The sequence below is a fragment of the Mycoplasmopsis ciconiae genome (genome assembly GCF_036350065.1).
In the GTDB taxonomy this organism is placed as follows: domain Bacteria; phylum Bacillota_I; class Bacilli_A; order Mycoplasmatales; family Metamycoplasmataceae; genus Mycoplasmopsis; species Mycoplasmopsis ciconiae.
Genome location: NZ_JAZDWZ010000003.1, coordinates 76,882 through 101,280 on the forward strand (window position 1 = coordinate 76,882; position 24,399 = coordinate 101,280).

Sequence of the window (24,399 nt, forward strand, 5' to 3'; positions counted from 1 at the left end):
ACGCGTTTTTTTTTTTTTTTAGCGTAAAAATTATAAATAAAGTGGAATATTCTCATTTTTTTAACTTTTTTTGTTTTCTGGTTTAGTGAATAAAATCACTACACAAGAACGGTTTTTTATTTTCAATAATATTGATAAAATAAATGCATTACAACATAGTTGTAATAGAAAAGATAAAAAATAGGTAATTATTATGAATAAAAAACAATTTTTTAAAAAAATGAAGCCAATCATAAAGGCTGGTATTTTATTATCACCTTCTTTGAGTATCGCTTCAATTTTAACTATTTCTAATAATGGATCTTCTGAAGGGGCAGCCCAGGAAGATTTTGATAGAACATGAGTTCCTATTGATGTTCCTACAACTCCTCTTAATTTAAATAATCATGAAGATAAAGAACAACATTCACACAACGTATCATATCAAAGGTTTAATTGGTTTTTACAGGGAGCCGAATATTATGATGCCAAGGGATTAGCTTCTAGCTATCAGACAACATATCCTAATGGAGATCCAAGAAGAATATGAATTCCTTCTGGAAACTCCGATTTTTTGACAAATCAAAAAAACACTTATTTAAATGCTAATAACGGTTCATTTGATAAATCAATTGATTCGTCTGTTAAAGTTTATTCAAGTAAAACTTTGTACGAAAAATGATTAAGAGATAAAGAAAATTTTTATCAAATGCAAGTGGAAAGAAATAAAAAACTGCCTGATCAAAATAAAAAGCCAATTATTCCTTACCCTGTTCCACAACCACAAACAAACACACCTCAATACTATTGAGGTAAATTTCTTCCTAATGTGTTCGACCCTACTTCACAACAATGAGAAGTTGAATTAAATAGTTCTGCATATGTAAAATTTAACACAAATAGCGTTAATAGTTATGGGTCTTCTGATTCTGATATACCTGGATTTATTCCTAATAATATGAATTTTGGGATTGTTATAAGTCAAGATATGGAAATAGTTCCAAATAGTTTAATTATGGAATTTGATTATAATATAAAACAAAGTAATTGAGGTATTTCAGAAAGTTTTAGGAATCCAGAAAATTATCAAAATAGAGAAGGTAAGATCATTTGATTTGCTAATAAAACCGCTGTAGATTATCCTCAAAACAATCCTTGATACCTTAAAAATGAAAAAATAGGGTACAACCTTTCTGGTTCTCAAAATTATAATGCTAATAATTTACTCTCTACTTCTATTAGTTCTAACGCTGAATCAGTAAGAATAAACCAGTCTCTTACCACGCCTTTTGATATTGATTATATAAACAGTGATCAAAAGATGCCATTATTTAAAAGAGGTATAATAGAATATGGAAATCAAATAGAAGGAGGTGTTTACTTAAATAAACTTAATTTTTTTACTACAGCAAATCCTAATGGCGGAACCAAAACACAAAATGAATTTAAACAATTATTTTTGAAAAATTTAGGTATACCTACAAATAATAGTACAAATGATTTGGTTTTGAACAGTCTGAATAGAAATTCATCACAAATTCAAAATTTTGACGGAGATACTTCGCTTTTACAAACGGCCGGACATGCTCTAACAGGTCAAATTGGATTAGGGCCTCTTAATAATTGAGATTATGATGTAACAAAATGACAATTCACTATCCCTACAATAAAAATTAAGTTTTTAACAAGAAGAAACAGATCACCCTTCAATTGAATATGACCCGAAGACATAAAGAGGGGTTCATATGTAGGCGCTTATACGTACTTCCCTAAAAACGATAAAGGTAACGCGAAAATTTGACAAAACAATACAGAATACAGAAGTATTGAACCACAAAAAGAAGCTAGTTTCTTAAGATGGGACTTTAAAAGTGTTCCTGCTAGAAAAATAAGTGTTGAACAACCTAGAGAAGTTGATTTCAAAATTAAAAATAACAAATATACTTATAAAAACCCGTTTAATAAAAATGAAAATATTGAATCATACCCTTCTTTTGTACCTCAAATGGATTTAAGTGTTTTTGTTAAAAATAATAACGGAACAAAGCAATCTTTTTTAATTATTAAAAGTCCTAGAGATACTAATTTATTCAGCGAAATAAATTATAATTACAGATATTTAGGAATTAAAAGAGGTTTGACAACTAATGATAACGACCCAAACGCATATTGAAAGAGGGTTGATGGATCAGGTGAATTCGATGATAAGTACAAACCGTTTTTTAATGTTTCTAGAGAATCTTATAGCAATTCACAGCCTAGCGAAAACGAATTAAAAGCACTGTTCACTAACCCTAATCAAGGTAACGTATATTCACAGACAAATTTCTTTTTAAAAATACATAATGCATCTAATAAACTAACATTAAATATTAATTTAACAGATAAAGGTATTAGAAAAGAAGTTTTACTGACTTCAATATATCAAAATACGCTAATCGAAAACCCTAATTCAGAACAACTTAATTTATCAAAAAATATAATTAAAAATTATCCTGTTAAATTAGAAGAGCTTTCTAACGTTATAAAAAATGACTGAACAAATTCTCACTATGAAACAGAAAATATTCCTAAATGATATCAAGACATTTTTAACTTAAACAATATATATAAAACCACAGAGAATAATATCGCTGATGCATCTATTTATAAAAATCCTGTTTCTGAATTAAATTTAAATAGTTTCCAAGATTTAATTCAGAATTCGGATAGCAATCTGAATTTACAAAAAAGTCTAAATTATAAATTTTCATCAAATTCAAACAAAGAAGATTTTGACCAAAAAACAGATTCTTTAAATAATTCAATTCCAAATACACCTATTCAAAGAAATAATTCAACTGAATATATTGATCAATCTGTTTTTGATGCTTTAAATACTTCTAATAGTGATTACATCTCTTCTAGAAATCAACTTAACGGAATCGAAAACTTAAAATCATTAATGTCTCAAGTTGATCAGCTAAATAATTTAAATACAAACCTAAAAAACGCTATTAAAACAGGTATTATAAATTCAGAAAATTATCAATCTGCTCAAGCTATTTTAGAAAGTGCTCAAAATTTAAATAATCAATATAATAATTCGAAGTTGTTGTCAGACAAATATGTTTTACTAAAAAATTATTTACCAACAAATAACCAACAATTACCTTCACAAATAACATCTGAAGATATAATAAGGTATGGATATTCAACAAGCGAAAGAAAGTCTGTGTTTAATAATTCCGTTAATGTATTAAATAATGAATTACAACAACTTCAGAGCTATTCACACCCTAATTCTTTAAATAAAGACGAAATAGATAATATTATCACTCAAATTAGTTCTAAAACAACGGCCGCTACAAACGCTTATGATAATTTAGATGGTAAAACTAATAAACCTATAATAGAAGCGTTACAAAGACAATTAGTCGAAAAAATTAACGAAGCTAATAAGTGAAATCCAGGGCAAGGTAGTGCTCTTAAAGAATTAATCGATTCTTCAACACCACTAACAACAGCTACATTACCAGCTCAAAACGAAACATTTGAATCACTTAAACAAAAACTTGAAGAAGCAATCAAAAAATTTGATCCTTTAATTGAACAAGAAAAATCACTAAAAGCTAAAAAAGATAAAGCAATTAGCGATATTAACGCAATTTACCAATTGGTAAATCAAGAAATTCCGCAATTAGAAAAAGATAAAATTAATAATGCTAATTCAACCAATATAGATCAAGTTATAACTGAGGCTATAGCAACAGCTAAAGTTACATTAAATACTGAAATAGATAAAATTAATTCTCTAAATACTACACAAAAAGATAAACTTAAAAACACTTATAAACCCGTAACTATAAAAGAAGCTTCACAAATGCAACAAGCGTTTAATACAGCAATGCAAGAAATCAAGAGCGCTTCTGATAATTTAGTAAATGGTTTAACTTTTATTAGTGATTCACAAATTAAAACAAACTTAAAAAATGAGTTTAATAAATCCGGAGAACCACAAAATGTTGTTGTTTCAGCTCAAAACTTCTTAAAAGTTTTAGAAGCTGTTAAAACAAAAGAAAAAGAATTATCATCTACATTTACTCATTTATCATCTACTCAACAATCAAGCTTTGCTTCACAAGTACAAGCAATTAATTTAGATTCTACTAATGTAGCGACATTAACTAATAAATTAAACGAGGTGTATAATTCATTTAACGACTTAAATACAGCATATAAAAACTTAAATGATAAAATTCAACAATATACAAATCCTGATGTTAAACAAACAGCTAAATACAAATTAGCTGATGAGTTACTTAAGCAAGCTTATGATAGAGCTTTAAATGATGCTCAAACTTTAAACACAACCAAAAACAAAAATAATTCAAGTGAAGTTAACGCTATTACTTCAGCCCTTGAAAGAGCTTATAATGCGTTAAACGGTGATAATTTCAGTGTTGATTTATCTCAATTCCAACATATAACAAACAAAACTTCAATCGACACACTAGCTAAAGCACAAGATTCAAGAACTAAAGCAAACCAGATAGTAACTAATGCTAAAACCTTAGACACAAGTTTAGGTAATCTTAAACAAAAAGCTAACGACTTACAAGCTAATATAAACGCTTTTGAAACTAACAACACTGCTTTAGCTCCATATATTCAACAACAAATTACTTCAGCTAAAGAAAAACTTAACTCTGCTAACCAAACATATAATAATAACTCCGCAGCTAATTACACTTCTTTAGAACAAATAACACAAAACAATAACACAACCACAGCTAAAGCTAGTGAGTTAACTCCACTAATAACACAGTTGTCTCCGACTAAATTACCTAACTTGAATGAAATTGCAACTTACCCAGATATTCTTTTACCTAATGACAAGAAAACTGAGTATATTTCTAATATTATTAATTTAAACAACGCAAATACATTAGCAAATGATATGGCTGCGCAAATGACTAATGCTACAAACGCAGCTAAAACTAATGCCAAAGCACAAATACAAAACGCCAAAACTTTAAATAATTCTGAAAAAGAAACATTCAACACTAACATCTCTAATAACAGTGTAAATTCTTTAAGTGCGACAAAAACCACTTACGAAAATGCTGTTACATTAGCTAGAAATAATTTAGGTACTTTAATTGAAAAATCTAATATAGCTGACAAAAATAAATTTAAAACAGATAATAAGTTTGATCAAGCTGACACAATTCAAAAAATTAACGATATTTACGATAAATTAATTGAACAAGCTAGAAGTGAAGCAAACAAAACAATTAATTCATTAGAGAATTTATCTGATCAAGAAAAAAGAGATTTTGAAGCTAAAGTAAATCAAGCTGATAGTGTTGATGCAATTAATAAGTTAATTGAAGATGCTAAAGCACTAAATCAAAAAACACAAGCGATAAATAATCTAAAAGCAATATACCAATTAGTAAATCAATTAGCTCCAGAAGAGGAAATTAACAAGATACAAACTGCAAATGCAGATACAATTGCTAATGTAATAACTCAAACACTTAATACAGCTAAAGGTGTATTAACAAGAGAAATTGATAAATTAAATACTTTAACACAAAACCAAAAACAAACCTTAAAACAATCTTACGCCTCTGAAAATATAACAACTGCAACACAAATGCAGCAAGCGTTTAATAACGCTCAAAGCCAAATTCAAAGCAGCGCCAACGCTTTAGTAGATCAAGTTGATTTTTTAGATACATCTTTAAATAAACAAAATATTAAAGATATCTTTAACCAAGAAAACCAAACTACAAAAGCGCCAGCTAATGTAGTTATCTCAGAACAAAGATATAACAATGTTTTAAGTAATGTTAAAGAAAAACTACAAGCTTTAGGTGATACTTTTACAAGTTTAACAGCAGATCAAAGAGGAAGCTTTAAACAAGAAATAACCGCTGTAAATGTAAACTCAACTAATGTAGATGTTTCTAATAGTAACGCTTCAAACATCGCCAAAACTTTAAATGATATTGTTAAACGTTATAAAGCTTTAAACGATATTAAAAAACAAGCAATTGATAAATTAGTTACTTTATATGATTCTAATAATATAAATACATCTAAATTATCTAAGCAACAACATGATCAATTAAGAGCCTTAATTGATCAAGCTAATGATGTAGCTAGTGTTGAAGATGTTATTAGAAAAATGGATAGTATTGTAACTATAAATAACTACGAACATCTTTCAGTACCACAAAAAAATGCATACGAAGATCAAATTATCAATTTAACTAAAAAAGATAGTGCACAATCTTACAATGATGCATTTGCAAGCATTAATTCAAACGCTTCAAGCTTAAATGATTTAATGAAACAAACTAAAGATAAAATCGCTGAAATCAACGATGCTAATTCAAATGCTAAAGATTCGTTAAATAACAAATTAAGTACTTTAGGTATAGATACAGCAGCTGTAAATTTAGTTAAAGATAAAGCTACAAGTATTGCACAAATTCAAAAATTAAATCCTATCTCACAAAAACAAGAATTAATTAATCACTTTGTAGATATAGCTGTTAATGCTAACGACACAAACGCTGTAACTCAAAATCAAAGCAATGCAACTAATTTAAATGATGCTTATATTGCTTTAAACAACAAAATACAAGAATATACTACTTCAAATGTTACAGAAACTCAAAAGTACAAATTAGCTGACCAAAACTTAAAAGATGCTTTTGATAGTGCTTTTAACGCTTCTAAATTACTTAACACAAATAAAACAGTTAATGATGCTCAACAAGTACAACAAAACCTTCAAGCTCTTATTAGTGCATATGAAGCGTTAAATGGTGATGGATTTAGACCTGATTTAAGTAATATTAAATACTTAACTAACAAAGACTCTATTGCCAAGTTATCTAAAGAACAACAATCAATCGAAGAATCACAACAAATAATAACTATTGCTGAAAAATTAGATCGTGATTTAGGTGCTTTAATTGATAAAAACCAAGCTTTAACAAATAATTTAAATAGTTTTAACACAAACAACAATCCAAAACTTTCAGATCTTATCTCAAGTGAATTAGCTAAAGCAACAAGTGCTAACCAAGCAGCTACAAATGTTATTAATACTGTTAAAGATGCTGAATATAACAATAAAAATTTATTTAATACTAATAACGAACTTGTAAATTCTGAAACTACTAAAGTAGATCCATTAGTAACTAAATTTAGTTCTGAAAAATTAAATGATTTAAACCAAATTGTTAATGTTTCAGATATATTATTAACACCTGAGCAAAAAACTCAATTTGTTAATGGTATTTTAGACTTACAAAATCCTTCTACTTTAAGTGAAGATATTAGAACTAAAGCTACTGAAGCTTTAACTAGTGCTACAAATAACGCTAAAGCAGATATAGCTACAGCCAAAACACTTGATGAACAACAAAAACAAGACTTTAACACACAAGCAACACAACAAAGTGATTTAAATTCACTTCAAAGTGTTTTTGATGCTAAAGTTCAACAAGCTAAAACTAATTTAGGTAATTTAATTGATAAATCTAATTTAGCTGACAAAGAAGGCTTTAAAGCGCAACATGACTTTAATGGCGCTAATACAATTAAGAAAATTAATGATATTTATGATCAATTAATTTCTCAAGCTAAAAATGAAGCTAATAATACTATTAGTGACTTAAATAATCTAAATGAAAGTCAAAAACAAGATTTTAAAGATAAAGTAACTGCTGCTGAAACTATCGATCAAATTAATGAACAATTAGAAGCGGCTAAAATTTTAAGCCAAAAAACTGAAGCTATTGAAAACTTAAAAGCTATTTACCAATTAGTAAATCAAGAGCTTCCGCAAGGTGAAATAGATAAAATTGAACAAGCTACTTCACAAACAATAAACGAGGTTATTAGTCAAACTCTAGCTACAGCTAAAAATGTTTTAAATACTGAAGTAGATAAAATCACTTCACTAACACCTGAGCAAAAACAAACATTAAAAGACGCTTATAAAGATCAAAGTGTAACTAAAGCTACACAAATGAACGGCGCATTTAATGATTCAATGCAACAAATTCAAACTAATGCTGACACTTTAGTAGATAATGTAAACTTCTTAAAAGAATCTGTAGATAAAAACGCTATTAAAAATATTTTTAATACACCAAATCAACCTACAAATGTCGTTGTTTCAAATCAAAGATATAATGATGTATTAAACGATATCAAACAAAAAGCTAAAGAATTAGCTAATGATTTTACAAGTTTAACAACAACACAAATTCAAAACTTTAAAGATGCTATTGATGCTACTGTTGCAAATTCAAATAACATTAAAAACACAACAGCACAAAACAAAAATATTGCGCAAATTTTAAATGATATCGTTAAAAACTACAAAGATTTAAATGACATCAAAAAACAAGCGTTTGACAAACTTAGAGAAATTTATCAACCTACAAACTCAACAGCCTTAATTAATGAAGAACAAAATTCAAAACTTACACAATTAATTAATGACGCAAATGATGTTGAAAGTGTTGAAGATGTAATTAGAAAAATTGACAATATTATTCAATTGAATCAATATGAATATTTATCACTACCTCAAAAAGACAATTTTGAAAATCAAATCATTAATTTAGATAAAAACACTTCTCAAGAGTCTTACACTCAAGCGGCTCAAAACATTAACAATAACGCTTCTAGCTTAAATGATTTAATGAAACAAGCCAGAGACGAAGTTAACAAAATCAATGATAAAAATCAAGCTGCTAAAACTACTTTAACTAGTGAGATTGAAAAATTAGATGTAAATAATGATGCAGTTAATTTAATTAAAAATAAAGCTACAAGTATTATCAATATTCAAAACTTAAGTGAAGTTTCACAAAACCAAACATTGGTTGATAAATTTGTAGATGTTGCACTTAAGGCTACTTCTAATCCAGCTATTGAACAAAACCAAACAAATGCAACTAATTTAAATGATGCTTACACAAGATTAAACAACCAAATAAATCAATACACAGACCCTAATGTCAAAGATACTCAAAAATACAAATTAGCCGATGATGCTTTAAAGGCTACATTTGACAGCGCACTTGAATCTTCACAAATGCTTAAAACAAACAAAAATCTTGAAACAGCTCAAGAAGTTCAAGCTAACATTCAAGCTTTAATTGATGCTTATAATGCATTAAATGGTGATAATTTTACTGTAAATCTAGATAATATTCACCACTTAAACAATAAAGATTCAATTAAGCAATTAGCATTAGAGCAACCTTCAATTCAAGAATCAAATGAAGTTGTTGCTAAAGCACAAGAGTTAGATGATAATTTAGGTAAATTAATTGAGCAAAGTCAGCAACTAAACAATAATTTAAACGCTTTTGAAATGCCAGATTCACAGCCTAACCCTAACCAAAAGTTAAATGAGTTTATTCAAAGTAAAATTGATCAAGCTAAAGCTGATTTAGCGCATACAAATAATTTAATTAATGATGTAAAAAATCAAGCTTACACAACTAAAGAACTTATTAATGATAAAAACACATTAGTAGTTAATGACTCAACAAAAGTTGATCCAATTATTGTTAAATTTGATCCCGCTAAATTAGAAGATTTAAATGACATAGCAAATGTAAGTGATACACTTTTAAGTCAAGAAAATAAAGAAGAATATATCAATAACATTATTGATTTAACTAACAAAGATACTTTAAATGAAGATATTAAAAATCAATTCACTCAAGCATTAGATATAGCTAAAACAAACGCAAATAATGAAATATCTAAAGCTAAAACACTTAATCAACAAGAAAAACAAGAATTTAACACAAATGCAAACAGTCAAAATAAATTAAGTGATCTTGAAAATATTTTTGACAACCAAGTGCAAAAAGCTAAAGATAATTTAAATACATTAATTGAAAAATCTAATATTGCAAACAAAGAAGAATTTAAAACAACAAATCACTTTGATCAAGCTAATACAATTGACAAGATTAATGAAATTTATGATAAATTAGTTGAACAAGCTAAAAATGAAGCTCAACAAACTATAAATGATTTAACTAACTTATCTAAAGAACAAAAAGATGAATTAATCCAAAAAGTTAAAGATGCTAGTGATACACAACAAAACATCAATACAATTGATCAAATTAATGAAATTCTTGAAGAAGCTAACAATTTAAATGATCAAGAATTAGCTAACGCCAAAGCTAAAGCTATAGAAGAAATTAAGAAGATAAATAACTTAATCTCTAATGATGCTGATTACTCAAATAATGCAATAGAACACATTAATTCAGCTCAAAACATTGATGAAGTTAAGGTTAATTTTGAACAAGAAGTTAAAAATTCAATTAACGCAATTAAAGATTCAATTAACAACTCTGAATTAGATAAAGTTAATGACACTGAAAGCCAAAATACTTTTGAGCAAGTGTTAAACGACAAATTAGATCAGTTATTAGATCCACAAAATTCACAAAAAATTGATGTTGATAATGCGTTTAATAATATTAACCCAATAAACTCACAAGCTTTAGATGAGTTAAAACAATACATTAAAGATCAAATTAACGGATCAAATATTGCCGACAAAACAACTGAATTAAATAAAGTAGATGCGCCTGAAAACCAAAATATTAACGCTTTAAATGAACTTTACCAGCAAGTAGTTCAAAAAGCTAAAGATGAAGCACAAAATACTTTAGATAATTTAAGAAGTTTAACCGAAGAAGAAAAACAACAATATAACTTTAATAACAAAACTCCAATTGAAATTAAACAAGAGTTAGACAAAGCTATTGAAGCGGACAAAAACGCTAAACAAAAAGCTTTAGATGCTTTAAGAGAAAGTGTTGCTAATATTGAACAAAATTACAACACAAACAATGACCCTTCTTCAGATAAGCCGGCTTTAAATGAGCAATTATTGCAAGAATTTAAAGACTCTCAAACTCTAATTACAAACGCTACAAGCGAAAATAATGGAATTAGTAAATTTGAACTTGATAAGCAAAACTTAGATCTTAATTTAGCTGAATTAAAACAAGTTTTAGAAAAAGCTAAAAGTATAAACAACCCTATTGAAGATTTAACTCAAACAATCACAAAAGTGGATAACGCTTTAGAAAATCTTGAAAATACACCTTTAAGTGTTGAAGAAGTTAAAATCTTAAGAGATCAATTATTAATGAATATCTCAAAAGATAAATTAGCCAAAAGTATTAAAGATTCTGAGACTATTGTTCAGATGATTGAAAGTTTAATTGATGAAAATAACAACAGAAATTCACTTGTACAAAATCAAATTCAAAAAACAAATGAACAAATAGCTTTTGTTAGTGATTTAATTGAAAAATACAATCAAGAAATTTCAGCAGCACAACAAGCTACAAACCAAAATCCAAACAACTTAAACACTAACTTAACTCAATACTTAAATAATTTAGTTGACTCTAAAGAAACCTTAAAACAACAACTTAAAAACTTACAAGAAAAATTAAGTAATCTAGAACAACAACAAAGTTCAATTAACCAAAACATAAGTGATTTAACACAAGAGTTAAACACTCAAAAACAAACATACGAGTCTCAAATTCAAGCTTCTAAAGATCTTTTAAACGCTCCTATTAGCCAAGAAGATTTAAACAATAACGCTAAATTAAAAGAGTTACAAAACAATTTTGACGCGCAAGCAGCAACTCAAGATACTAATAACACTGCTAGCGATTCTCAAAATAAACAAACACTAAATTCTTGAATTAATCAACTTAAAGAGCAAGCTAATAACTTAAGTGTAAAATCAGTAACTATTAATAATCTTTTAGCTCAAGACATTCAAGATTATGATGCACATCAGTTATTAGATTATTACCAAAAACTTAAACAAGCTTTAAATGATGATAATCAATTCAATAACACAGTCGAATTTGCAAATAACTTACCAGATAAAAGTACTAATTTAGAAGATACTTTAGCTAATGTGTTGCAAAATATTGAAAACGTTACAATTTCTACTGTTGACAACACAAATGCATTACAAAATGCAATTAATTCTAATTTAGATCAATATCAAAATCAAATTAAGCAAAATATCAAACAAAACTTAATTAATAAAGTTACAACAGCTGAGAATTTTGACTTACAAATTAGTGACCCAGATCGTGTGTTTAATGAAATATCTGACGATTTAAAACAAGCTATTTCACAAACAAATGAATTGCTAGATAATCCTGATTATCAAAATAATTCAATTGTTGACTTAGAAAAAGCTTTAGATAATATTACAAACCAAATCAATAAAGAAAAATTACTTAACGCAATAAATGAAGCTAGTCATTGATTGCCTAAAATTGATTCAGATACTGCTGAAGATAAACAAAAACAAAAAGAATTGCAAGATGTTTTAAATGAAGCGCAAGAATTTATTAACTCAGCGCACAATGCAGTCGAATACAATGCTGAAGCTGAGAAATTAAATGCACAAATTGAAATAGCTATAAAATCATTTAATCAAGCTAAAGAATTGTTATTAAACAAAATTAACGAAGCTAAAGAAGTTGAACCAAAAACTCAATTACTAGAAGATTCAATTGCTTTATCTGAAAACACTTATGAAAACGCTCAAACAATTAAAGAGTTAATAGATCAAAAAGTAGATCTAAACAAATATATTAATAACCAAAAACTTGAAAACTTAATTAATCAAGTTACTCAAATACAGAATCCTTCTCAAGATTTAACACAAGCTTTAGAAGACGATAAACAATTATTAATCACTCCTCAAAACAAAGACACCAGCACAACAACTAACGCTCAGTTAGAAGAGGCTATTGAAAATACAGACTATAGAATCAAATCTAATAACTTACAAAATGTATTTGATTCAACTAAGGATGATTTCCCAAGAAGCCAAGAATATCAAAATGCAATTGATCAATCTGAACAAATCTTAAATGATCCTTTAATTAAAAAAGATGTTAACGCTCAAAATATTTATGATGAGCAAGCTGCTAAATTGCAATTAATTAAAGACAGAAACGAGTTAATTAACCTTATAAACAAGGCAAATAATGTTTTAGATCCTAGTGTTGAATTAAGTCAAGAGATTTTTGCTGCACAAAATGTTGTAAAAAATCCTGACTCAACAAATCAAGAAATTAAGGATGAAATTGTAAGATTAACAGTTGAGTTAAACTTGAATGATTTAATCAACCAATATAATAAATCTAGATATTGAGATAATTTACTTAACCCTACTACTCAAACTGATGCTTTAAGTGTAAAACAAAACTTAAACACTCAAACTCAAAAAGCACTAAATATTATCAATAACTACAGAAGAAATCCGCAAGATCCAAATATCTCTAAAGATGTTATTGATGCGCAAACACAAAACTTAAAAGATGCTAACCAAGCTAGTGAAGATATTATTGTTGAAGCTAAAAATAATTTAATTAACTTAATTAAAACTACAGAAAACTTAAGTGAATTTTCACAACAATTAACTCAAGCTTTAAAAGAAGCCAAAGAATTAGTAGCTAAAGAAGAACTTCAAAAATATCTTGATTACATTAAGATGTTTGAGTTATTAAATGACGCTATAAACAAAAATAATTTAGCACTTAAAGTTGTTGAAGCTAATGAATTAAATCCAAAAAATCAAGATTTAATTAATGCGATTGATTTTGCTAATGAAGTCTTAAACAAACCTAACGCTTCTAAAGAAGAAATTCAAGAAGCTTTAGATAAATTAGATCAAGCGCTAAAACAAAATATTAAAGAAAACAGAGATAACTCAGCACAAATTTTTAGTGACAAAATTGATCAGTTAAACAATCTTTCTCAACTTGAAAAAGATTCATTTAAAGAGCAAATTAAAAACGCTCCTTATATTGATGATATTGAACCTATTTACAATAAAGCTAAAGAGTTAGATCAAACTAAACAAAACATTATAAACACAACCTTAAATGACTTAAACCACTTAAACACAGATCAAAAAGAATTTGTAAAACAAGAAATTATTAATAGTGTATATGATGATAATAACTTAGTTGAGCCATTTGTAAATGAGCCACACACAAACACAGACAATGTAATTACACAAGCTAAAGAATTAGATGAATCAATGCTAAAATTAAGCGAAACTAAAGATATAGTTTCTAAGATTGATTTAGATAATTTAAACGCTTCAGATAAAATCAAAGAGCAAATTAAAAACGCTCTTGAAATTATTGATAACTTAAACAATAATAAAGTTTCACCTGAAGATAAATTTGACGGATTCACTTATGTTAATAAGCCAAACGCAAATTGAAACAAAGATGAAGTAGATAGATTTAACTCAGAAATTAAAAACAAAGTTAAAGATTTATACACTGATGTAATCGATAATTTAGAGTCATTGAGCGAACAAGAAAAACAAGACTTTAAAGATCAACTTAATAATCTTGATTTTGAAAATGACTTACAAAATTCAATTAATCAAGCTAACGATATTATCAAAAACGCTAACGCTAATAACCACACAAATGATTTAATGAATCAAGTTGTTGAAAAATTAGATAATTTAAACAATAACTACAATGAAAATGATGTAAATCAAACAAAAGAGTTACTAGAGCAAATTAGTGATGAGTCTAAAGATAAATTTAAAGAAGAAGCTAATAACTTACTTGAAACTTTAGACAAAACAGATAAATTAAATGATGCTTTAGAAGAATTTAAAAATACTGATGTTAGCGACGAAAAATTTGACGAAGTTAAACAAAACTTAATTGACGCTATAAATGAATTAGAAAATTCAATTAAACAAACAAGCGAAGATAAATTAAATGATGTCGCAAACAAAATTAATGACAAAGCTAATAATTTAATTGATGAGGCTAACAAATATAAAGATATAACTGATGCTATTATCAATAAAGACGCAGATAAATATCAAGAAATTATTGATAAAACAAAAGAAGATATCTTTAATACAATCAAGGAAGCAATTGACAACACCAAAGCTTTTGAAGAATTTTCAAAAGAATCAATAACAACTAAAGAAAAAGATAAAATTCTTGAAGAATTAGACAAATATGACTTGCCTACAGTTATTAAAAGTGCAATCATCGCTTCATTACCAATTGTTAGTGATGTAAATTATTGATGATTATTATTGTTATTATTAACTATACCTACAGGATTGTTAATCTGATGATTCATTATTTTAGCTAAACGCAAAAAAGAAGATGAAGAAGAACAACAAAACTAAAAAACCAAAAAACAAGCGAATTTTCGCTTGTTTTTTTGTTTGATTGCTTTGTAATAACTCCCTAAACGCAAAATCCTAAATTTCCAAGTTAGGGATTTTTTGGTCAGTTTCCAAGTTCTAAAAGGCTAAAAAAACGAAAAACCCTACAAATAAGATGTATTCGTCATTTTTGTTAAATTTATTACAAACATTAACCCAACATTTACCACCTTTACACTAAGCTGTTAAATTTAAAATCTATCCTTCAATCTATTAAATAAAACAAAAAAGCAAGAATAACTCTTGCTTTAGTGATTATTTGTATTTGATTTGTTCGTAGTCTTGTTTAGTAAAAGTTTTAACAAATTCTGTCATTAAATTAATTGTGGCTTCAATATCTACTAAACTTGCAACACCAATAGGTGAGTGTAAATATCTTTGAGGTATGCTTAAACAAATAGTTGCAGCTCCTCCAGGCACAAATTGCAATTCAGCTGCATCAGTTCCACCACCTTCGGCTATGTATTTGTATGCAGGAATGTTATTTTCACGTGAAATTTGCATAAGTTTTTCAACTAATAAAGGATCCATTAAAGTTCCGCTATCTTTTACTAAAACAGCCACACCTTTACCTAAAACAGGTGTTCCGCTGATACATCCGCTTGTGTCGTGACTAGCTCCTGTATCAACAGCAAAAGCTACATCAGGATTAATTAAACCAACACTTGTTTTGGCTCCTCTAGTTCCTACTTCTTCTTGAACTGTACCTACTATATATAAATCAACAGGTAAATCTAAATCTTTAACGTTGTTAGCAATAAAAGTAATTGCTGTAACACCAGCTCTATTATCCATAGCCTTACCACCAACTAAATTGTTAGGCATTTTGATAGTTTCACCACTTAAATATACTCTATCACCAATTTCAATACCATGTTCTTTAACTTCTTTGTCTGAATTAAATCCTAAATCTACGTATAATTCTTGATTTGTGATTGCTTTTTGTACTTTTTCTCTTTCTAAAATATGAATTGAAGTGTGTCCAAATACTCCAACAAATTCTTTATTGTCTTTGTTTGTGACAACTTTAGCTTTTGTACCTATAACAACACTAGGTCACACTCCACCTACGGGTGAGACTAATAAATTACCATTTTCTTTGATAATTCTAACTAAATACCCAACTTCGTCCATATGTGCAGCAATCATAACCTTAGGAGCGTTAGCAACTTTTGATTTTTTGTGTAAAATCAAACTTCCTAACTTATCTCTTGAAACTTCAAAGTTGCTTAAATCTACATTTTGTTTAATAGCTTCTACAACGGGATCTTCATATCTACTCATAGCTTCAATATTCATATATTGATCTAATACTTCATAAATTTTTGAATATTTTTCCATAATACCTCTTTGTATTTTTGTCTAATAATTTATATATAAATTTTAAACTTTTAATTGTTTTTTAAAAACGATATTAGATAAAAATCACTTAAGTTCTTAAAAGTGAAATTATTCAACAACGCACACTTATTTAAAAACGCAATAAAAAATGTTTTTGACTTTCTAAAAAAGCAGCAAAAAAACTAAAAAAAGACTTTTTCTTAATTTTTTTAGCTTAAAAAATAATTTTTTTGTGTTTGTGTGAAAAAAACGAAAATTAAAGTGTATAAATTAAATATATTTAATTTAACTTTTATAAGGACAATATGAAAAAGAAATTTCGTGCTATTGGTACATTACTTGTAAGTTCCACTTCTATATTAGCTAGCTCATGTAGCTTATTTTTAGGTGATCCAAAAGAAAAACCAGAAGAACCGACTTTAAAAGAAAAAGAAGCTGAAATATTAGCTAGCAAACCCGTTATTAAATTAGATGATAAAGTTAACGATAAAGAAAATTATAAAAATGAGAATAAATTAGAAAATTCTAATCCAAAAGAAAATAAAGATACAAATCAAAATATAGAAAATGAAAGTTCGATATCAACTGACGCTGAAGAAGTACAAAATTCAGATAAACCAACACAAGAATTAAAAGAAACACAAAATTCAGAAATCTCTGAATCTTTTGAAACACAAAATAGTGACAGTAATATAGAGAATAATAGTGATTTAACCTCTAATTCAACACCAGATCACCAAAATTCCAAACCAAATGGAAATGAATCTAAATTTGAAGAAACCCAATCAACTCAAAATCCAACTCAAACTAATTATGATGAGCAAACCCAAACTCAAGAAAAGCTCGAATCTAAAGATGAAAATCACTCTAACAACAACACAAACACACAAAATACCGATCAATCACAAACACAAAATAGTTCAAATGAAGAAAATTTATCTGAAGTTAATCAAAATGATACTTCTGAAGTAAAAAATTCTCAAACAAATATAGAAGTAACCTTAACACCTGATCAAAACACACAAACCCTAGAGACTTCTGATTTATCAGAAAATCATACAAATATAGAAAATGAAATTTCTAATGAAAATGATACTAATAATTCAAATCAAGAAGTTACTTTGGAAGATTCAAGTACTCAAAATAATTTAGATAATCAAGAGCAAGCTAAAGTCGTTATTCCTTCAATTACACTAAATCCAGCAATCACCAAAACTAAAAGAGAATTAATCGAAGAATTTGTATTTAATAGTCTCGCAAACAAATATAGCACAGCCCAAATACAAGAATTAATTAATAGTGAATATTTTGAAATTCTATATTCTCAGTTAAAAGATTTAAATTTAGAAAATGTTGAATTGGATATAGAATTGTCTTCTGATTATTCTGCAACAAATGAGGAAAAACACCAAAGTAGCAAGCAAGTCTTTTCGCAAAAATATCACGAATCATTTGAATACTTCAAACATAAACAATGAGTTGCAAGTAACAATAACCTTTATAGATATATTTTGTATTCATTGGATGTTGAAAAAATACACGATAAATTCTTTTATTTATTCAATAAATTTGATAATTTAAACGTTAAATCTTTCATTCCTAATTACGACCTTGAACACGAAATTATTAGATTATTAAATAATGATTCACCAGCTAACACTCAAAAGTTAGAAGCGTATATAAATAATGGCAAGATCTATAATCAACCAATTTATAAAAATCCATCTATTGTAAAAGAATTAAACGATTCTTATGGTTTTGTTTCTATTCCTGCGCAAAAATTACAAGAATTTAAGAATCTTTATAACGACAAAGAACTTTATGTTATTGATTTTTACTTAAGTTTAGTTAAAATACACAATTCTAAAAATTTAGATCTATTTATAAATGCATATTTAAATAATGACCCAAATGTTGTTCAAAAAATAAAAGAGAGTAATTTAAGTATTTACAAGTACTACAGAAATAATATATTCTTGCAAGGAGTTAAGGATAAAGAAATAAAAGAAGAAATATCTAAAGTATTTTTTAAAGATTCTTTAGCGACAAACCTAAAGATTTTGCTTGATGAAAATGTTGATTATGCTCTTAACAATATTTATTTTAATAAACACTTGTTAGTTTTGAACGATTTAAAATCCAATCAAACAAAAATGTTTGACTTTACATATTTAAATAATTTAAAAGAAAATAATTATCAAATTTATGAATCATTTATGACTTTAGCTTTTGATGAACTTTTTTATCTAAAACATTTAAATAACTTTAGTACATATTTAGATATTCAAAAAGAAAGTTTAAAAACTAATGTCAAACAAATTAAAAATAATTTTATTAATTGGTTTGGTGATAACTTAGATGAAGAACTTTTAGATAGCATTATTAACGATGATAATGTTTTTGATGATGCGCTTGAGCAAAAAGACTTTAACTTCAGAAGTTCTAACGCCTACAAATATGTCGAAACTATATTAGGTTATGATATAAAAACAATTTTTTCAAAAATTGAAAAACGCTACTTAATAAATGACTTAAAAAATATCTTGAAACATTTTCAACAACGCAGCGGAATGTATAGACAAGTAGAAAAAAGAATTGAGTTCTTTATCGAAAATCTAGAAAAAAATAACACTGAAAATGTAATTTTCCAGTGAGGTGTTGATGATAATGATTCAATTAGTTTAAAACCTACTAAATACTTCGCCAAAAAAACTTTTGTTTTAAAAAATATAGATTTAACTACATTGGTTTCATACATTAATTTCTACAAAAAATATAAATGGGTTATTGTTGATCCTCAAAACGCGATTCAACCTATAGATGAGCAAAATTTAGAGTTATTTAATCAAACTAACAAATTCAAAAATAATCCGCAGCTTAAGGAGTATATTGATCACGTTGAAGGGTTTCACTTTGTTAGAGCTACAGGTGATTTTATCCCTAACAAAGAATTAGATAAATATAACCCCGAATATAAAAACGAATCACTTGCTTTTATACAAAATGATGACTCAAGTTTTACATTAGAAAATTACTTTAATTACGCTGATTCATGAAGAAAAAAACCTGCTTCTGATGTAAATGTTCAATATAAAAACCCTTGAGATAAGTATAATGAGTATGATGAATTGTCATATATTGAAAACTTTAGTGGTAAATACGATAAACCTATTTATAAAAACTTTGAAACACCATTTGAGATGTATGATTCACAAGCTGAATTTGAATATAAGGAAAATATCGGAACCAGATTTATTAAGGATAACCCTAACAAAAACTACTTTAGTAGTTCATTACCAATTAAAAATTTGGATTTCAAGGCATACGAAAAATATAATCCGACTGTTTCAAATGATCAAAAAGATTATTATGGATTTTACCAATCCAATATATGAAATGAACTTATTTTTGAAAAACCACAATTTTTAAGTGATTTTAGTATCAGTAATCAATATTTATACAAAAAAACAATTGATAGATTTGAAAATTACGAATATAGATGGTATTATGACGAAAATAATAATAAAAAATATGTTTACGCTAGTGATTATGTAGCATTGGATGATATTTACCAAAATACTTCAAATTACTTTTACAGAGTAATAAATGATAAAGTTAATTATCACAAAAATGTTAAAGAATTTAACCAAAACAATAACTTTAGTGAATTTTTCTACAAATGAAAAGACGAATGAAAAAAAGTTTTAGAAAAAATTATTGACAAAAACTGAAGTGTTAGACAAAAAATTGAAGCAGTTATTTTTTATATCACAACAAATGTTTATTATTTAGATATTGAGCGTTCATACAATTATGAAGGTTATTCAATAAGTACACCTTTTAGTATTTTTACAGCCAGTCGTGAAATTCAATGTATGGGATATACAGCTAATTTTAGTATGGCTTTATCACTTTTAGATATTCCAGTAAGACAAATAGGTGCAACAGTTTTAGAAAATGACTCTTCTAAAAATTTCGAATCACTTGTAGCTGACGGAGGTCACGCGTATAACGAGGCATTGGTGGATGGTGAGTGATTAGTATTTGATTTAACTAATGCTGATAATTCCGAAAGAGATGGAACAGGATATGAGTCATTTGAATTTGATATTAAAAAAACATTTATGCGCAGAGATGATAAGTGATTAACAGACAACTATAGATTAGATCCAAATTCATACATTGCTACAATTTGAAAATACCAAAATCCTAGTGGCGTAACATACGCTGGTCTGCCTACAACATTTTTAAAGACTTCTTAAGAATATTTAAACCAAAAAAAACACGCATAAGCGTGTTTTTTAGTTTTAATAACGGTTAATAATCATACTTAAGTAACGATTAATAGCATTTTTTTCTTCTCTGAATCTGAAGTTACTGATTCTATAAATTGGATAGTCTTTAGATAAAATAAAATCATCTTTTAATCTTACTTCTAACATTTCATTAATTGAAGAATTTTCGCCTGTATCATCTAAAGAGATTCCAACTAAGAATTTATTATCTAAACTTAAAATCGCAATATCAATTGTATATGAACCAATTCTATAATTTGTTTTTAGTTTAAACTCTTGATTAAATGATAAAGTTTTTAATCAATTTAACACATCTAATTCAAAATAAGAAGTAGAGTGCATTAGTGTTGATTTGTCAACTGAAGTGTAAGATTTTTGTTCTAATAAAGGTAATTCTAAAAATTCTAATCATCTTTTGAAGGTTTGAATATTTAAGCTTGAAGATGAATCGATTAACAAATCTTCTGCTTTTAGTGATTTAACCACGATCATTTTACTTTTGGCACGGGTGATAGCAACATTTAAGGCGTTTCTTCCACCTTTGGTTCCTATATATGTACTGCTAAGTGTTGCTTCTTTAGTGTATCCTACACTACAGATAACAATGTCAGCTTCGTCCCCTTGAATATTTTCTAAATTTCTTAAAATCACTTTATTTTCTAAAGCTTGATAAAGTTTAGGCGATCTTAAAGAAATAATTTCTCTAATGCAATCTTGCTGTTTTCTATTAAAAGCTAAAATAATCATAGATTCGTGTTGATCTAAATTTTTCTCAGCTAAATCAACAACAAATTCAGCTTCAATTGTGTTTTTGTTGTCTTTTCACTTACCATTTACATCATAAACTTCAAAGGATTTACCTGTATCAAAGTTGTAACGGTCAATTCCTTTAAGTTTTGATTCGTAAAACTCTTTAGAAGAGAATAAAATAAGCTCAGAAGCGTTACTTCTATAATTCATTTCTAAATAATATTTTGGAATATTGTAATTTGAAGCTCAATCTAAAAGAGAAACAACTTCATCATTTGTGTAAATATCATCACTTTCATCTCTTTTGTTAAATCAGTTAGTTGGTTGCATTTGCTGTGGATCACCAGCGATAATAAAGTTTTTAGATATTGATAAATAAGGTAGAGCTTTTTCGATAAAAATTTGTGAGGATTCATCAAAAATTACATAATCATATTTCTCAAGATTAAAATCAACGAAATTACTTAAAATTTCAGGTGTACCAACAAAAACATTGTAAACACGTTTGATTAAATCTTTGTATTCGTAAATTAATGATTGCGGTGAAACTAAACCTCTTTGAACTTTACCTAAGAAAGTATTTAAAAGTAATTCCCCATCAGCTACTTCCGAAACGTAAGTGCTTAGATTATTTTTAGATCTGCGAGCAACTTCTAAATATAATGTTTCTAGTTGTTCCTTAGTTACGTTTGAAACATTTCTATTGTCAACAAATAACTTATATTGACTTTCTATTTCATCAAAATCTAAGAATGAGTTTAATTTCATAATTGTACCCATTCTAATTAAATCTTCAACATAAACTCCTGGTAATTCTTTGTCCATGTATTTTTTAATTTTTTTGGCGTTTTTGTAGTCTCTGATAAATTTCTTATCGTATTTTTTAGAATCGTAGAATTTTAAATTCTTTTTAATTGTTTCGTAATTATCTTGTTCAGGTAAAAAGTATTTTAATTCTTTAGCTACACGCTTACGCATTTTTGTTGAAGAGACTTTACCTTTAAGTTCGCTTCATTTATTTAGAATTTTAAGTAAGTCACTTTTAATTCTAAAATCATTCAAATATTTTAAAACTTTAGAGATTTTATCTTTTTTCTCATCGATGTTAATTGATTTTTTAATTCTAAAAAATGCATCTAAATCTTGATTGAGAATAACTCCTAAATCATTTTTAGCATCGTGATATTCATATTCAATGTTACTTAAGAATTTTTCAGGAACTTTCGGAATATCTTTTGTGATATCTAAGTCTAAAATTTGTTGGTAAAAACGTTTAATAGGTTCGTAAAAATAACCTTTTTCAAATTTATTAGCTTTTGATGATTCATTAAATTGGAAAACTAAGTCAGAATATTTACCCATTCTCTTTAAAACAACATCTAAAGCTACTTTCTTTTGAGAAATAAATAAGGCTTTTTTGTTGTTTTTAAGAACGTTGACTAAAATATTAGCAATAGTTTGACTTTTTCCAGTTCCTGGAGGACCCACAATTACACATGAACTTTTTAAGGCACCAATGATAGCTTTTTCTTGAGTGATATCACTTTGGGCTACCCTAACAATTTTTGATTTTTCTACTAAATCCTTAGAAACTGAGGCGTTATAGTTTTCAAAATTATCTGTTTTGATAATATTATCAATTTGGTCATTGATAATTAAACTTGTTAAGGCTTCTCTAAGTTTTGTACCTATAGGATGGGTTAAAGTTAAAACCATTCCTTCACATAAATTTAAAGTTGAGTTTGTTACATCTTCTCTTTGTAATTCTTTGTATGGCAGTGTTAAATTAATTTCATTAGCTAAGTCATCAACTAATTTACCATCCATCTTAACACGTAAGTCATTTACAACTTCTTTTAAAGAAGATTCATCTTTAATTCTAAGTTCAGGAATTTTAATTTGAAAGCTAGCATCTAAAGTATATTTAAGCTTTTCGTTTATGATAACTGATGAGTCACGAGAAGTTAAAATGATTTTTCCATCATTTATACTTAAATCTACTGCTTTAAGAAGTAAAGGTGCATTTACAGCACTTTCACCACGAGAAACTTTTAAAAAGTATGTACCAACATATAAAGGTCAAACACCAGTTTCAGCGTAAATTTCTTGAATCTTGTTAATGTTGAATTTTCACTCTTTTAAAAAGTTATTATGTTTAGAAGATATTTTGTCAATTACTTCAGAAATATTATTAGCAAAAGATCTTGTTAAGTCTTTTTCCATCTTAGCAGATGGTTTAAAATTAGAATCTTTAGCTCATTGACTAAACTCTTCTAAAGTTTTTACTGAGTAAAGTTTTTGGATTTGTGTATCTGTGAAATTACTTGAAATTTCTACTCTAAAATCACTTTTATTAAATATTTCATTTAACTCTTGTTTTTTAACTATTTTCGATAAATCTTGATTTATTTTCGAAATATGATAAAAAATCGCATTATCCCCTTGCGGACGAATATCAAGCAAATTGTTAACTAGTTTTTTATGCTTACTTTTGTTGACTTTTTCAAGTTGTTCATATCTTGAATAATTATTATTAATCACAGTAGTTTTAGCCATTTTTCTCCTTTTTTAGTTACTTCAAAAATATACATTTAAATTATATTTAAAACGAAAAAATTATTAAAAAAATTGTAAATATATATTTTAATTTCTTAAAATTCACCAATAAAAACACAAGTTATTTTTACCTTCTAATAAATTATGATTTTTGCTGTTTTATTTAAC

The 24,399-nt window shown here is 27.1% G+C and carries 4 protein-coding genes; 2 read left to right on the forward strand and 2 right to left on the reverse strand.

The features are described from left to right. Positions 1-193 precede the first annotated feature (193 nt). Positions 194-15,250 (forward strand): hypothetical protein, encoded by a 15,057-nt coding sequence (locus V2E24_RS01350; protein WP_330500635.1) that lies wholly within the window; start codon positions 194-196, stop codon positions 15,248-15,250. Between the two features lie 294 nt (positions 15,251-15,544). Here V2E24_RS01350 and V2E24_RS01355 read toward each other — a convergent pair whose 3' ends face one another. Next, positions 15,545-16,630: a M42 family metallopeptidase gene (locus tag V2E24_RS01355; RefSeq protein WP_330500636.1), complete on the reverse strand. Its 1,086-nt coding sequence runs from the start codon at positions 16,628-16,630 to the stop codon at positions 15,545-15,547. Positions 16,631-16,935: 305 nt separating this feature from the next. On the opposite strand from V2E24_RS01355, the gene V2E24_RS01360 reads away from it, so the two are divergent. After that, positions 16,936-20,892, forward strand: a complete 3,957-nt coding sequence (locus V2E24_RS01360) for a transglutaminase domain-containing protein (RefSeq protein ID WP_330500637.1) — start codon at positions 16,936-16,938, stop codon at positions 20,890-20,892. Between the two features lie 45 nt (positions 20,893-20,937). Here V2E24_RS01360 and V2E24_RS01365 read toward each other — a convergent pair whose 3' ends face one another. Then, positions 20,938-24,231, reverse strand: coding sequence for an AAA domain-containing protein (locus tag V2E24_RS01365; protein ID WP_330500638.1), 3,294 nt, complete (start codon positions 24,229-24,231; stop codon positions 20,938-20,940). Positions 24,232-24,399: the final 168 nt, after the last annotated feature.